General features: G+C 56.2%; 14 protein-coding genes. 11 read left to right on the top strand and 3 right to left on the bottom strand.

All coding sequences use genetic code 11. The annotated features are described in order from the left end of the window. The first annotated feature begins 252 nt into the window (after nt 1–252). The 4 genes from tsf (at nt 253) to WC600_15650 (ending at nt 3,282) form a co-directional block, all read left to right on the top strand. Nucleotides 253–1,116, top strand: coding sequence for a translation elongation factor Ts (gene tsf / locus WC600_15665; protein ID MFA4904170.1), 864 nt, complete (start codon nt 253–255; stop codon nt 1,114–1,116). A gap of 90 nt (nt 1,117–1,206) precedes the next feature. Then, nucleotides 1,207–1,944: a UMP kinase gene (gene pyrH, locus WC600_15660; GenBank protein MFA4904169.1), complete on the top strand. Its 738-nt coding sequence runs from the start codon at nt 1,207–1,209 to the stop codon at nt 1,942–1,944. Next, nucleotides 1,934–2,491, top strand: coding sequence for a ribosome recycling factor (gene frr, locus WC600_15655; GenBank protein ID MFA4904168.1), 558 nt, complete (start codon nt 1,934–1,936; stop codon nt 2,489–2,491). The genes pyrH and frr overlap by 11 nt, the downstream gene beginning before the upstream one ends. 17 nt (nt 2,492–2,508) lie before the next feature. Next, entirely contained in the window at nt 2,509–3,282 is a 774-nt protein-coding gene (locus WC600_15650; GenBank protein MFA4904167.1) for an isoprenyl transferase, read from the top strand. 56 nt (nt 3,283–3,338) lie between these two features. On the opposite strand, the gene WC600_15645 is transcribed toward WC600_15650, so the two are convergent. After that, complete coding sequence (locus WC600_15645; protein MFA4904166.1) at nt 3,339–4,424, bottom strand: hypothetical protein; 1,086 nt, start codon at nt 4,422–4,424, stop codon at nt 3,339–3,341. Nucleotides 4,425–4,784: 360 nt separating this feature from the next. Between WC600_15645 and WC600_15640 the strand changes: the two genes are divergently transcribed. The 5 genes from WC600_15640 to WC600_15620 all read left to right on the top strand — a co-directional run bounded on the left by WC600_15640 (nt 4,785) and on the right by WC600_15620 (nt 9,505). Further along, nucleotides 4,785–5,828, top strand: a complete 1,044-nt coding sequence (locus WC600_15640) for a DUF4331 family protein (GenBank protein MFA4904165.1) — start codon at nt 4,785–4,787, stop codon at nt 5,826–5,828. A gap of 310 nt (nt 5,829–6,138) precedes the next feature. Then, nucleotides 6,139–6,531 (top strand): class II SORL domain-containing protein, encoded by a 393-nt coding sequence (locus WC600_15635; protein ID MFA4904164.1) that lies wholly within the window; start codon nt 6,139–6,141, stop codon nt 6,529–6,531. A 111-nt stretch (nt 6,532–6,642) separates the two neighbouring features. Next, nucleotides 6,643–7,551 (top strand): alpha/beta hydrolase, encoded by a 909-nt coding sequence (locus WC600_15630; protein ID MFA4904163.1) that lies wholly within the window; start codon nt 6,643–6,645, stop codon nt 7,549–7,551. 21 nt (nt 7,552–7,572) lie between these two features. Continuing rightward, the gene (locus WC600_15625) at nt 7,573–8,322 is read left to right on the top strand and encodes an SDR family oxidoreductase (protein MFA4904162.1); all 750 of its coding nucleotides are present in this window, start codon (nt 7,573–7,575) and stop codon (nt 8,320–8,322) included. Between the two features lie 103 nt (nt 8,323–8,425). Next, nucleotides 8,426–9,505 carry a serine protease gene (locus tag WC600_15620; protein ID MFA4904161.1) on the top strand — a complete coding sequence of 360 codons (1,080 nt, stop codon included), beginning with the start codon at nt 8,426–8,428 and terminating at the stop codon, nt 9,503–9,505. A 90-nt stretch (nt 9,506–9,595) separates the two neighbouring features. On the opposite strand, the gene uvrC is transcribed toward WC600_15620, so the two are convergent. Further along, a complete protein-coding gene (gene uvrC, locus WC600_15615; GenBank protein MFA4904160.1) occupies nt 9,596–11,443 on the bottom strand; it encodes an excinuclease ABC subunit UvrC in 1,848 nt (615 codons plus the stop codon). Between the two features lie 79 nt (nt 11,444–11,522). On the opposite strand from uvrC, the gene WC600_15610 reads away from it, so the two are divergent. Beyond that, nucleotides 11,523–12,359, top strand: a complete 837-nt coding sequence (locus WC600_15610; protein MFA4904159.1) for an aldo/keto reductase — start codon at nt 11,523–11,525, stop codon at nt 12,357–12,359. 462 nt (nt 12,360–12,821) lie between these two features. Continuing rightward, nucleotides 12,822–13,928, top strand: a complete 1,107-nt coding sequence (locus WC600_15605) for a PQQ-binding-like beta-propeller repeat protein (GenBank protein ID MFA4904158.1) — start codon at nt 12,822–12,824, stop codon at nt 13,926–13,928. 434 nt (nt 13,929–14,362) lie between these two features. Here WC600_15605 and WC600_15600 read toward each other — a convergent pair whose 3' ends face one another. Further along, nucleotides 14,363–15,013 (bottom strand): carboxylesterase family protein, encoded by a 651-nt coding sequence (locus WC600_15600; GenBank protein MFA4904157.1) that lies wholly within the window; start codon nt 15,011–15,013, stop codon nt 14,363–14,365. Nucleotides 15,014–15,373 lie beyond the last annotated feature (360 nt).

The raw sequence follows: 15,373 nt of genomic DNA, 5'->3' as shown, positions 1-15,373 counted from the left end.
ATATATAACGATTGCCAGAAGTTATTTCCTCTTATTCCCCTCTCCCCTTGTGGGTCAGGGTGAGGGGTTAATAAGAAAAAACTTTTGGCGATGAATATAAAATTCACCTGTCGAGGGACAAGATCGGCAGAGAAATTCCCCCAACCCCCCTTTCCACAAGGGGGGCGTCTGTTGAATCCGCCTTCTTTAAAGGTTGGAAACTTCAGTCCCTCATGGGCTAACGTGATTTAGGGGGATTAAGGAGGCACGACGTTGGAAATTACAGCTGAACTGGTAAAAACCCTGCGCGCCAAGACCGACGCGGGGATGATGGATTGCAAAAAGGCTTTGAAAGAAACCGGCGGTGACCTGGAGGCGGCGGTGGCCTACCTGCGCCAGAAGGGTCTGGCCGTGGCTTCCAAACGGGCCGACCGGACTACCTCCGAGGGCGCCATCTGGGCTGCCATCTCCCCGGATCATAAGTCCGGCACCCTGATGGAGGTCAACTGCGAAACGGATTTTGTCGCCAAGACCCCGGCTTTTTGTGAATTGGGCGCCAGGTTGACCGAGCACCTGGCCGCAGTGGCGCTTCAGACCGTGGACGAGCTGTTGACCCAGCCCTGCCCCCATGATCCCAAGCTTTCGGTGACCGATTACCTCAACGAGACCATCGCCAAGACCGGGGAGGCCATCCGGATTCGGCACTTTACCCGCTATCAGGGTGATCTGGTGGTCGCGTACATCCACCATGGCAGCAAAATCGGCGTCATGCTGGAGTTGAGCGGCGGCACCACCGCGCCCGAGGCTCAAGCCGCGGCCAAGGATCTGGCTATGCAGGTGGCCGCCACCTCACCGGTGGCCGTGGGCCGGGAAGAAATCTCGCCGGAACTCATCGCCAAGGAAAAGGCCATTTACGAAGCCCAGGCCAAAGACAGCGGCAAGCCCGAAAATATCATCGAGAAGATGGTGGTGGGCCGCTTGGAGAAATTCTATAAAGAAGTCTGCCTGGCGGAGCAAACCTTCGTGAAGAACCCCGACCTCACCGTGACCCAGTTCCTCAAAGAAGTGGGCGCCAAGCTGGGCGGCAAGGACCTTAAAATCAAACGCTTCACCCGCTACCAGGTGGGCGCCGAGTAGAATGGTGGCACAGGCGTCTCGCCTGTGCAGGCGCAGGCTTTAGCCTGCGCCCCAAATTACACTTTTGACAAACGGTATAAGAGGTGCCCCATGCCGCCGGAGACCGTTAAATATCGCCGTATCCTCCTCAAAGTGAGCGGCGAGAGCCTGGCCGGGGAGAAGAAATTCGGCCTGGACCCCGCCACCCTTAAGGCCATCGCCCAGGAGATTAAAGCGGTGGTGGATCTGGGCGTGGAAGTCGGCGTGGTAGTGGGCGGCGGCAATATCTTCCGGGGGCTGGAGGCCAGCACCCAGGGGATCGACCGGGCCGTAGCCGATAATATGGGTATGCTGGCTACGGTCATCAATGCCCTGGCGCTGCAAGACGCCCTGGAAAAAAGCGGCATAACCACCCGGGTGATGAGCGCCATCACCATGAACGAGGTGGCTGAGCCCTATATTCGCCGCCGGGCCATGCGGCACTTGGAAAAAGGCCGCATCGTGGTGTTCGGGGCCGGCACCGGCAGCCCGTATTTCACCACGGATACCGCCGCAGCCCTCCGAGCCACCGAGATCGGGGCCCATGCCATCCTGAAAGGCACCCGCGTGGCGGGCATCTATGACGCCGACCCGGAAAAAGACCCCCAGGCGAAAATGATCCCTCGCCTCACCTATTTCGACGTTCTGGAAAAATCCCTCCGGGTTATGGACAGCACCGCCATCACCATGGCCATGGAGCAGAATATCCCGATCATCGTCTTCAAAATGCTGGAGCCGGGAAATATGAGAAAAGTGGTGCTCGGAGAAGGCTTGGGCACCATTGTGGAGAAGCGCCCCGATGAAAGATGAGGTTCTTGCCGAAACCAAGCGTAAGATGGACAAGGTCCTTGAAGTCATGGCCCGGGACCTCTCCCGGGTGCGTACCGGCCGGGCCTCCGTGGCCCTGCTGGAAGGCATCAAGGTAGACTGCTACGGAACTTCCATGCCCCTGGCCCAGGTGGCTTCCCTGGCGGCCCCGGAGAGTCGGCTGCTCACCATCCAGCCCTGGGATACCTCCGTCATGGGAGATATCGAAAAAGCCATCCTCAAATCCGACCTGGGCCTGAACCCCGCCAACGACGGCAAGATCATCCGCCTGCCCATTCCCGCCCTCACCACCGAACGCCGGAAGGAACTGGCGAAAATGGTGAAGAAGATGGAGGAAGAGGCCAAGGTGGCCTTGCGCAACGTCCGCCGGGAAGCCAACGAGGATTTCAAGGATATGAAGAAGGAAAAGCTCCTGGCCGAGGATGACGCTCACCGCGGCACCGAAGAGGTCCAGAAAATCACCGACGAATATATCAGGAAAGCGGAAGCCCAGGGAGCCGACAAAGAAAAGGAGATCATGTCCTTTTAAAGGGCCGGAGAGCAGCGTTGAGTAAGAATTCCAACCCTCTAAGCCCCGGCAACCTCCCCCGTCACGTGGCCATCATCATGGATGGCAATGGCCGCTGGGCCCAGCGCCGCGGCTTGATGCGGGTCAGGGGTCACGTGGCCGGTATGGAATCGGTCCGGGTGGTGACCCGCCTGGCCCGCAATCTGGGCATTTCTTATCTCACCCTGTTTGCCTTCTCCGAAGAAAACTGGCAGCGCCCCGCCATGGAAATCCGGGTCTTGATGGCCTTGATGCGGACCTATCTACGCCGGGAACTGGCTGAGATGCGGGACAACCAGATTGCCCTCAAGGCCATCGGCAACCTGAAGCAATTGCCGGATAAGGTCCTGCGGGACCTGGAACAGACCATCGCGGCCACCGCCCACGGCGCCAAGATGGTCCTGACCCTGGCCGTGAGCTACGGTGGGCGCAGCGAAATCCTCCATGCCGTCAAGACCCTGGCCCAAGACCTGGTGGCCGGACGCCTCAAGCCCGAAGACATCGACGCCGCCCTATTCTCCTGCTACCTCTATACTGCCGGGATGCCCGACCCGGACCTCCTCATCCGCACCAGCGGCGAATACCGTTTGAGCAACTTTCTCCTCTGGCAGTCGGCCTACACCGAACTCTATGTCACCGAGACCCTGTGGCCCGACTTCCGGGAAGACGAGTTCAAGAAGGCCCTGGAATCCTACCGGAACCGGGACCGCCGCTTCGGCCTGACCCAAGCCCAGATCGAGGCCCAAAACGCCTCATCGGAACCCCGGCATTAAAGACATGATTTTAAGCAAATAGTTCAAGGCCCAAGACCCTTTTCTTGCGCTCTTCCCTAAGGCACAGGCACTACCCCCACAGCAAGATTATTTACCGGCCCTCGGATAAAGACTTCAAGTGGTCCCAGGGCTCTAGAAGCCAAAATTGGGTTCACTTTTCCGGTCCATGGCTCCCCAAGGGTAACAGCCCCAGGCCCAGTATCCGGATCCCTCGGCCCCCAGTTACTTGCCTGATCCCGCTGTATTCTGCTAACAACATTTCCACTGATATCGACTACGAATACCTGGAGGGTTCCGAATTGATCTCGAATAGCCACTGGACTGCTGGTGAAAGGACCCGCCGGTAGGTTTTCCCAAGCTGACCAGGGGCCGCTGGCAGGCGCAGGCTGCCACATGTGGTACACATTATAATTGGTGCCCAGCGCAAATACTTCCAGGCGTCCGTCTAAATTCCTGACAACCGAGGGATCACTGGTGTGATTTCCACCCAAAGACTCCCAATCCGACCAGGAGTCTCCGCTTGTTGTGCCATTGCTAAATGAGGCGGTTTGCCAGATGTGCCACATAGCGTTATCGGTCCCGACTGCGAAAACCTCAAGGTGATTGATTGCACCACCATTCAGCTCCACCGCCAGATTGCTGGTATGAATTCCACCGAGGGTACGTCTACTATATGGGCCTGTGTTGGCCGCTTCCTGCCTGACGTATTCACATCTGTTTCCAGCGCGAAGATAAAATACTACAATGCGCCCGGCAGAATCTTGGATCGCAACGGGATCACTCTGGATAAAAACCCCAAGCGGCGCCGGCGTTGAATACGCATTACTATTCGGGGCGGTTTCTACGATGTGGTAAAGCACATTGTCGACCCCTCGCCAAAATACCTCAAGGCGTTCATCTAGATTGAGAGCAACCGTCGGCTTCCCGGCAAGCATCGGCCCCCCGACAGCAGACAGGCCTAACTGTTTCCAGGCTTCCCACGGCGTTGACACTCCGGGACGTCGAATGTTATACAAACCGTTGTCGGCGCCACGAACAAACACCTCAAGACGGCTTCTGGTAGGTGTGACAACATCGTCAATCCGAATAACGGCTGGATCGCTCGTCAGGGTTCCATTTAAATTAGTCCAATTAACTAGCATAAGTCCCCCTTATATTAGTAAAAAATATCCTTCAAAATAATTATTTAGTAAACCCTAGTCAATAGGCGCCCTTAAATCTAGGAAATAATGATTATCGGCTATTAGCAGGTTTGGCCCCCCAATTCTTTTCCCACCTCGCAGGTTAAAAAATTGAACAACATGTAGGGGCGACCCGTTGGGTCGCCCCTTTGGTTATTCTCTTAAGATAATGCCTGGTGGGGAGAGCGCCTGGAGCGCCTTTTGCGCACCTCTCCCTCTTTTACCTTATGTCCTGCCCCCGTCTCTTGACAGAAGAACGGGCCGCCACTACCTTTTGCTCTAAAGAACTTTTACACGCTATATTACCGTAAGGAGAACGCCATGTCGAACCACTTCACTGGCCTGAAGCTTGGTCCCCCCGAAGGGGACACTCGACTCGATCTCACCGATCTCTACGCCTTTCAGGCACCGGCGGACGCATCGCGCTCCGTAATAATCCTCAACTGCAATTCGTTCGTCCAGGGGGCTGAATTCCATCCCGACGCCGTCTACCGGATCAATATCGATAACAACGGTGACGCCGAAACCGAGCTCGCCTTCATCCTGGTGTTCTCCAAGCCGCGCGATGGGCGGCAGCAGGCCACCGTCTACCTGGCCACCGGTTCCGACGCTCGTCAGGCTGAGCCTGCCGGAGAGGTGATCTTCAAAGACGTCGAGGTGTCTTTCGGGCCCGAACCGCATATCCACACGTCGGGCCCCTACACCTGTTTCCTCGGACTGCGCAGCGACGCCTTCTTCATCGATTTCGCCGGCATCCTGAGGATGTTCCACTACCAGGACGGCAACAACTTCACAAACTTCACCAACCTCGAGGGCACGCCGGACCCGAGCCGGTGGACCGGGAAAGACCTTTTTGCGAACTATAACGTTTTCAGCATGGCCTTTGAGCTGCCGACGCAAATGCTCGGCGCCAACCCGGCGGTGCGCATCTGGGGGCGGGTAAGCATCCGCCGGGGCGGCAAGCTTGTTCCCGTCGATCGCTCCGGTAACCCGACCTTTGCGAACTTCTTCTTCACCGACGAGGTCAAACCGATATTCAACCGGAGCGAGCCGGCTCAGGACCGGGAGCTCTTCCTAGACCATCTCATCCACTCTTTAGAGCACGTCGGGGGCTACTCCAGGGAAGAGGCTATAGCCGTGATCGATGCCGAGGGCATTTCGCCCGACATGTTGAGCTTCGACCCCGCCAAACCAGGCGGATATCCAAACGGCCGCCTGCTCACCGACCACATCGTCGCGCACCGCCTGGCCATGCTCTCCAAGGGCAAGATCCCGCCCGACGGGCTGAAGCCCCACACCGACCTCCTCAAGGGCTTCCCCTACCTCGGCACCCCGCACGCGCACCCCGACCCACCCCCCGCGTAAGGGATAGGGGAGCAAGGAGATAATTGGCTAAGTTATAGCGTTTGCCAAAAGTTTTTTCCGTAATCAGGAGATACTTTAACACCCAAATCCCCCCTAACCCCCCTTTGTTAAAGGGGGGAACTATAAGGAATTACTTATAAAGTCCACCTTTTAAAAAGGGGGATTTAGGGGGATTAAAAATCAGCCAGCGGCATAAATTTATGGCAAACACTATGGTTCAATTTACCGCGCCCCAGCGAATTGCTTTTACGTTTCGGTTGGCGGGCTTCTGAAAGCCAGTGCCTTCAATACCAGACAAGGAGAATAAAGCATGAAAATCGGAGAATTATACCAAACCGCAGATTGGCAGATTGAAAAACACGTGCCGGTTATCGAGTGCCCGGACGCAGTGAAAGCCGACGAGATGTTCGAAGTCAAGGTGACCCTCGGCAAAGAAGTTGCTCATCCCAACACTACGGAGCATCACATCAGATGGATTCAGGTCTTTTTTAAACCCGAAGGTGACAAGTTTTCCTACCAGGTGGCGAATTGTGAATTTACCGCCCACGGGGAAGCGGTGGAGGGAGCGAATAAGGGTCCGGTATATACCCATCATGGCGCCACTATCGCGCTGAAAATCAACAAGCCGGGAGTCCTCGTTGCCACCTCGCTCTGCAATATTCACGGCCTCTGGGAAAATGCCAAGGCGATCAAGATTACCTGATCTCGGGACGAACTCAGGTTTGCCTCGTTCCCGAGCCAGTCTTGGGAACGAGGTTGTAAAACCACTATCTACCCAATGAATTTCACGGGCTAACTGAAGGAGATTTCAATTATGACCCTAAAGAATGAGCCCTTGTCCATGAAGCCAACGGTAGCCAAAGTGGCCTATCGGACCGTGAAAATCGACGGCCTGGATATCTTCTATCGCGAGGCCGGGCCTAAGGACGCCCCCGTCGTGCTCCTGCTCCACGGCTTCCCGACCAGTTCACACATGTTCCGCAACCTGATCGCGGCGCTGGCCGATGAGTTTCATCTAGTGGCCCCGGATTACCCCGGGTACGGGAACAGCTCGATGCCGACCGTCGACCAGTTCGAGTACACCTTCGACCACCTGGCCGAGGTGATCGAAAAGTTCACAGAGAAGGTCGGGCTAAAAAAGTACACCTTGTATGTTATGGACTACGGTGCACCCGTCGGCTACCGCCTGGCTGTCAAGACCCCGGAGCGCGTGCAGGCGCTCGTCGTGCAGAACGGCAACGCCTACGACGAGGGCATCGACAACGACTTTTGGAAGCCGATCAAGGCTTACTGGAAGGAAAAGACGGCGGAGCGCGAGGAGCCTCTGCGCGGCCTTCTCACCCGCGCCGCCACCATCTGGCAATATACCGACGGCGTCCGGGACAAGGAGGCGATCAGCCCCGACACCTGGAACGTCGACCAGCCGTTGCTCGACCGCCCGGGGAACGCCGAGATCCAGCTCGCGCTGTTCTACAGCTATGGCAGCAACCCGCCGCTCTACCCGAAATGGCAAGCCTGCTTCCGCCAGTACCAGCCGCCGATGCTCATCGTCTGGGGCAAGAATGACCAGATCTTCCCCGCGGCCGGCGCTGAGCCTTATAAGAGAGACTTGAAGAATCTGGAGTTTCACCTATTTGACACCGGACACTTTGCGCTTGAGGAGGACGGCGACCAGATCGCCGACCTGATGCGAAACTTCCTCCACAAGAACGTCAAGCACTAGACGGCATAAAGGAACCAAACCATGTCCAAGAAACTCACCGGCAAAGTTGCTCTGGTTACCGGCGGCTCGCGGGGCATCGGCGCGGCCACGGCGCAGGCGCTCGCCGACGACGGCGCCGACGTCGCCATCAGCTACGTGGCCTCGGGCGCCTTGGCTGAGGCTCTCGTCCGGGAGCTCGAAAGCAAAGGCGTCCGCGCCGGGGCCTTTAAGGCTGACCAGGCCGATCCCGCTCAGGTCGAGGGCTTGGTCAAAGCGGTCGTTGAACGGTTTGGTCGCCTCGACATCCTCGTCAACAACGCTGGCGTCGCGGTCACTGGCGCGATCGATAATCCGGAGAACGACCTCGCCAAATTCGATCACCAACTTGCGGTCAATGTCGGCGGCGTGGTAGCTGCCATCCGGGCCGCGGCGAGGGTTATGGGGGCAGGTGGCCGGATCATCTCGATCAGCTCGATCGCAGCCACACGCGCGGGCTTTCCCGGTGTGGCCGACTACGCGGCGACCAAGGCCGCCATTATTGGTTACAGCAAAGGCGCGGCGCGAGACCTGGCGCTGAGAAACATTACCGTCAACGTCGTGGCGCCCGGCCCCGTCGACACCGATATGGCCCCCGTTAGTGGCCCCCTTGCAGATGGTCTCCACGCGACTGTAGCACTCGGTCGCTATGGGCGGCCCGAGGAGATTGCCGCGGCGATTGTTTTTCTCGCCAGCCCAGGGGCGTCCTATATCACCGGCGCCGTGCTGGACGTCGATGGCGGCTATGGCGCGTAACCGAACCTTATAATTGCAGAGACACAGAGGACGCAGAAAAATGTAGGGTGGGCATTGCCCACCTTATTTTTTTGTGCATATACTGCCAAAGGGGAGAAGAGCAATGCGGTCACGGCTGGCGCTTTACTGGATGTTGTGGTTTCTACTCCTGGCCTTGTTTACAGCCTTACCGCAAGCGGCGCTGGCACTAACCGCGAGCCAGGTTTACGAGCAGGTGAAAGACTCGGTGGTAGTGGTCAAGGCCTACGACCAGGAGGGTAAACCGGTGGGGCTGGGCAGCGGGGTCATGCTGCCGTCCGGCGACGTTATCACCAACTACCATGTGGCGAAGGCGGGGGGGCGGTACATGGTTGGCCAGGGCAAGAAAGGCGTGCCGGCCTCCTTGAAAGCGGGTGACCCCGACAAGGACCTCTGTCTCCTATCCGCCCCAGGCCTGGCAGCCAAACCGGCCCGACTGGGAAGAGCGGCCGGGCTCAAGGTCGGCGAGCCGGTTTATGCCGTGGGCGCGCCCCAGGGGTTGGAACTTTCCCTGTCCGAAGGGATTGTTTCCCAACTGCGCGGCGGCCCTCCGCCCCTCATCCAGACCACGGTGGCCATCTCCCAGGGCTCCAGTGGCGGCGGCTTGTTCAATGCTGAGGGGGAATTGGTGGGCATTATCACCTTCTACCTGAAGGATAGCCAAAGCCTGAATTTCGCCGTGCCGGTGGAGTGGATCAACCAGGTCGCTCTGAGAAAATTTCAGAGACGCCAGATAAGTAAAGCGCCTGAGGCTCCTGAACAAGGAGCAATTAAGAGAAAAAAAGATATTAAAATTATTAATACTAAATTAGGTGATGTAGCTTTTATTAAAGGCAATCTATTTGAATGTTCAGTTGTATTGAATAATAAAATTATCTACGAAAACAATAAATTAATAATCAGTTTTCACACATTTTTTAATAATTTAGGTGAATACGAAGCAATATTAATTCAAGAATCTTCAGCAACTCGAGCGTGGTTTAGACTTATATTATTAAGGGGTGATGATTTTATTAAGGTTACAGATCAATTTGGCACTGGCAGTGACTACATCTCGATAGATATAAAAAGTGGTAAGACCACTTTTAAATTTCCTGATATGAAAAATAAAGGAGATATATACTACATTTTTGAAAAAGGCAGTTTAAGTAAGGTTGCAAATTGATAGATAAATTTTATTCAGGAAACTATTTCCCTCGTTCCCAAGTTATATTTGGAAACGAGGTTGTAACAGGACTGACACACAGCTCGGCCCCTACGCCCCCTCCCCTGCTGCCAGCCACTCTTTTAAGCTCTCCGCGACCTTTTGATTAAAGCCCGGCAGGCCCGCAAGTTCCGCCGCGCTGGCGCTCTTGATGGCCTCAATATTCGGAAAATGTTCCAGGAGCCGCCGCTTCCGCACCGGCCCGATGCCCGGGGCCTCATCCAGAACCGAGGCCAGCATTTCCTTCCGCGCCCTTTTGCGGTGATAGGTGATGGCGAAGCGGTGGGTCTCGTCCCGAAGCCTCAGCAGCAGAAGCCAGCCCGGGGCGTTGGCCGGAGGAAACAGAGGGTTCTTCCGTCCCGGCAGAAAGAGGCGGTCCCGCACCGGACGGCCGTCCTGTTCGGTGGCCTTGGCCAGGCCTACCACCCGAATTTTCGCCAGGCCCATCTCCTTGAGCTTTTGCGTCACCACGTTTAATTGGCCCCGGCCGCCATCCACCACCAACAGGTCCGGCAACTCTTGCCCTTCCTTACCGTAGTGGCGGCCCACCACCTCCCGCAGCATGGCGTAATCGTCCTGCCCCGCCACCTCCCTGATCTTAAAGCGGCGGTAGCGGGACTTATCCGGCACCCCGTCGGTGAAAGCCACCAACGCTCCCACCGGCTGCTCTCCCTGGAGCGTGGAGATGTCCAGGCACGCTAGAAGCGTGGGAGGCTCGGGCAAATTAAGGCGATTTTTCAGATCACCCAAGGCCACGTTGGGCGCCGGCGGTGTGGTCCGACGCTTGAGCGTCTCTCGGGCATTGTCCGCGGCCATGGCCAGTAACCGCGCCTTCTCGCCGCCCGGGGCCACCAGCAGCCGTACCTTTGAGCCCTTTTCGTCACTGAACAAGGCCTCAAGAAGCTGGTGATCCGGCACCTCGACCGGCAACAGCAGCTCTTCCGGCAAAGGCCGGCCCTCAGCGTAATATTGCCTGAGGAAGGCCCCCAGCAGATCGCCGTCCAGGGGCAGTTCAGAAAAAAAATATTCCCGGCTGCCGCTAACCAGCCCGGCCCGCACCACCAGCACCACCACCGCGGCTTGCCCCGCGTCCTCCACCAGCCCCAGGACGTCCTGGTCTTTGAAATTCGGCCGGGCCATGTCCTGGCGCTCCAGGGTGTGGGTGATAGCCGTAATCCGGTCCCTAAGGATCGTGGCTCGCTCAAAGTCCAGGTCGGCGGCGGCCTGTTCCATCTGAACCTTGAGCCTTCTGAGCAGCCCTTTGCCGGTCCCCTTGAGGAAGAGCACGGCTTCCTGCACCGCTTGCTGGTAGTCGGCGTCGCTGACACACCCGGCGCAAGGCCCCAGGCAATGGGCTAACTGATATTCCAGACAAGGGCGGGAACGGGGCGCCAGGCGCCGCTCCTTGCAGGTGCGCACCCCGAACGCCTGCTTCATCACCTTCAAGGTCTCCCGGGCCATCCCCGCTGAGGCATAGGGACCGAAATAGAGGGCCCCGTCGGGGTTAAAGCGCCGCACGAACCGCAGCGCCGGGAAGCTCTCCTTAAGGTCCAGGCGCAGGCAGAGATAATTTTTGTCATCCCTGAGCATGACGTTGTAGCGGGGCCTATGCTCCTTGATAAGGTTGCGCTCGAGGATGAGGGCTTCCCGCCCCGTGGGGGTGAGGATCACGTCCACCCGCGCCATTTTCTTCAACATCAGCGCGGTCTTGGGATCGTGTCGTTCCGGCGTCTTGAGATAAGAGAGCAGGCGGTTTTTCAGGTTTACCGCCTTGCCCACGTAAAGCACCTTACCGTTCGCGTCCTTGAACAGATAGACGCCGCTGCCCCTTGGGATATTGGGCATGGCTGCGGCCAGCGCCGGATATGGTGAAACGGGCTTTACATCGGGCTTTTGCATCTTATCATTAAGATAACAGGCGGCACCAACCTGTCAAGGCGGGTGGGAAAATGCCAGACCTGCGCCAAGGAGAAGCATAATGACCATTCCCCAGAGAACCCTGGGACAAACCGGTTACTCCGCCACGATTTTGGGTCTGGGCGGAGAAGGCGTCTTGCGCACCTATGGACAGGAGCGTGAGGCGGCGGCCGTGATCGAGGCCGCGCTGGAGGAAGGGATTAATTACTTCGAGACGGCCCGGGCCTACTCCGGCAGCGAGGCCTACCTGGGTCCCAACCTCAAAGGGCACCGGGATAAAATCTTTCTGACCAGCAAATCCCATGGCCGCTCCTTTAAGGAGGCCATGGCTCACCTGACCATCACCCTGAAAAACCTTGACACCGATTACCTGGACCTGTGGCAGGTGCACGATATCCGCACCATGGACGAAGTTGAGGACTTGGGCGCGAAGGGCGGGGCCCTGGAGGCCTTTCACCATGCCCGGGACCGTGGCTGGGTGCGGTTCATCGGCATCACCGGCCACCACGATCCTGAGGTGCTCCGCCGCGCTTTAAAGCTGTACGAGTTTGATACCATACTCCTGCCGGTTAACCCGGCGGAACCGCATCAAGCCAGTTTTCTGCCCCTGGCCAGAGAAGCCATGGACAAGGGAATGGGCGTCATTGCCATGAAAACCTTGTGCCGCGGCCAACTTCCCCAACTGGCGGAAGACTCCGACGCCATTGTGGGGGAATTGCTGGCTTATGCCTGGAGCCATCCGGTCAGCCTGGCGGTGGTAGGGGCCGACTCCGACGCCCAGGTGCGCCAGTTGGCCGCCGCGGCCCGAAACTTTATCCCCATGACCCCGGAAGAACAACAGACCCTGGAAGAGGCCGTGGACCCCATCGCCCGGCAGCTGATGTACTATAAGCCTTAGGGCTAACTCCTTGATATAAAATGCAATTAAAGGTGATTTGAACTGACAACCTTCGAATCGAGGTCAGATTAGATCTGACCTTGAGGGTTAAATTTAACAATTGCCATGGTATGAACTGCCATTTATGATAACCATATGAGTTACTTATTATTTTTAGCTTAAATCGCGCATTTATAGCAGCTAGTGAAGGCCTAAAAAGGGGACTTCTGCCCTCTGGTAAACCCACTCCCGCTTATCTCTTTGCCCATCTCCCTGCCTCCCTTTGGTCCATTACTTCTTGAAAACACTTCTAAAATATGATAAATTTTCCCAATAAGTGCATAGTTAAACTATTTTGGTAGAAGGCAGCGAAAGCTTACTGATTTCTGAATACTCTTTTTGTAAGCGGCCAAGGGTTTATGGAAAATCTTTAAAAATCTTTTTAAAGATTTATTAATTGATGGCATTAAGGAGACCCTCTACATGACCCAAAGACTTAGACCATGGTCCTTGTTAAGTTGCCTCTTATTAACTACGATGATTTCCGGTATTATTCCTGGCTCCAGCCTGTTCGGCTCTTTCATCGGCTTGCGAGATGCATTAGCTGATGGTACCCTAAAGTGGAGCTATAGAACTGGAAGTTATGTGAGCACCTCCCCGGCCATCGATAAAGACGGCACCATCTATGTTTCATCTTGGGATCATTATCTTTATGCGTTTTACCCCAACGGCACCTTGAAGTGGAAGTATTCAACCGGTGACATAATTCGTTCTTCCCCGGCTATCTCAGATGGAACTATCTACGTAGGATCTTGTAACGGATACTTCTATGCCATGAACCCTAACGGCACACTGAAGTGGAGATTTGTATATCATCCAAGTAATTTTGAATCTTCTTTTTTCTTCTCTCCAGCTATCGGTCCGCATAGTCTTCCCAGCCAGGCGATAATCTTAGTGGGGGTTAAGGCAAGCACGAGTACCGACCATTGCCTCATTGCCATTAGGCCAAACGGCACCTTGAAGTGGCGGTATATGACCCCGTGGCCGGCTGGGGTCGAAGGTCTGGCCATCGGCTACGACCGTACCGTGTATGTGGGTGTAAGTGGAGGCCAAGACATGGGAACCCTCTATGCCCTTAACCTCGATAACGGCAGCTTGAAGTGGAAGTATTCAGCCGGGCCTGGTTATGTTAGTGCTCCCGCCGTAGGAGCGAAGGGCACTGTTTATATAGGCTCTTATGACAAACATCTTTATGCCCTTAACCCCAAAAACGGCAGCTTGCAGTGGAAATATTTGAGCGGGGGTTCTGTAGGCTTTCCAGTCGTCGGGGCTGACGGCACCATCTATGTGGGGTCTGGGGATGGCTACCTCTATGCCCTTAACCCCAACGGCACCCTGAAATGGCGTTATCGGGGATTTGGCAGTAGTATAAGCAACCCGCCGAACATCGGTAAGGATGGCACTGTCTACTTCGGGGACGCCGGCGGCACTGTTTATGCCCTCAATGGCTCATCCGGAGGCCGGGCGAAATCCTGGTCCATGTTTCATCATAACTCTATGCATACCGCAATGCCTGTACCGCGTATGTAAGTACTTCTACGCCGTTAATCCAAACGGCAGTCTGAAGAGGCGTTATCGGGGATTTGGCAGTTACGATAGACAGCCCGCCGACCATCGGTTCGGATGGCACTGTCTATTTCGGGGACGACGGCATCATTGTTTATGCCCTCTATGGCTCATCCGGAGGTTTGGATTTGGCGAAATCATCCTGGCCCATGTTTCATCATGACTTTAGGAATACCGCAGTCTCTATATGGCGTCGCTGTGCCGCAGCAGGTGAGGGTAGATGGGCTTCACGATGCCGGCCTTCTTCGCGGCGGCCGTGATGATCTTCCAGGCCCTGGTGCGGTTGATCCAAAGAGCTTGTCTTCGGGCCGGAGCTTTTGGTCAAAAGCTTAGCTCTTGAGTCGGTAGGCCAGGTTGTTGGTACAGGCCACCCGCCGCGGCTTTCTGCCCTTGTAGGTCTATGTCCAGGCCGATAGCCTTACCGCATGCTGCCCAAAGAACTGGAGCGGCTCTATGTGCGCAATGATGCCGGGACGATGATGCCCTTCTTCTCTTTCGCCGCCGGCGGACTCCCCGGCGATGGTCACGTTGTTCGGATCGCCACCGAATGCGGCGATATTGCCCTTGACCCATTGAAGCGCCGCAATCTGGTCCATGTGACCGTAATTGCCCCGTAGCGCCTCAGGTGCCTCGGCCGCCAGCGCCGGGTGGGCGAAAAATCCAAAGCGGCCAAGGCGATAGTTGAAACTGACAACCACGATACCCTGCCGGGCGAGAAATTCTCCAGGATAAATGGAAGCAGCGCCTCTGACGAGCGCGCCGCCATAGATCCAGACCATAAACCGGCAAGGGCTTGTCCGCGGCAGACCCCGGACGCCACACGTTGAGATAGAGACAGTCCTCGGAAATGTTGGTGCTGGGTTCCCGGAGCTGAAGGCGATCACCCCGTTTGCAGCGGTGCCGCGCACCTGGCCGCTGTCGATCCGCACCAGCGCTGGGTCGGCCCCGGCCGGCTGCGCGAAGCCGGTTCCGGTCATCATAATGACGATGAGCGCCAGTCCCATTACTGCGGTAAGCAAAGTAGAGTGTTTTGCAGTTAGGTGCTTCATGGTTGTTCTCCTTGTTGTTTTATGGGGAGAGGGAACCCGCCTCGCAGTTAACTATATTTTTAAATAATCACCTTCTTAAACAGATTCAATTGATACACAGGAAGAATAGCGACTAGCTTCCAATGTGCAGAGTCAAGTATTCAGAGTACCCGGAGGTTCTTTTAGAATCAAAGCCGGTCCCTTAATCGTGGTTCTCGCTGCAGGTAGGACCGGCGCATTGCTTGCCAAAACCGCAGCTTCTCAAAAATTCCAACCGACTACTGATATGATCTAAATATTAAAATGTGGTTCTGTGGGTGCAGCATGGAAAAAGCCAAGAGAGGAAGCATATCTAATGATATTAAAATGTGATACATAGGT

It is taken from the genome of Desulfobaccales bacterium (genome assembly GCA_041648175.1).
Lineage (GTDB): Bacteria > Desulfobacterota > Desulfobaccia > Desulfobaccales > 0-14-0-80-60-11 > 0-14-0-80-60-11.
This window is presented reverse-complemented; position numbering and strand designations above follow the sequence as displayed.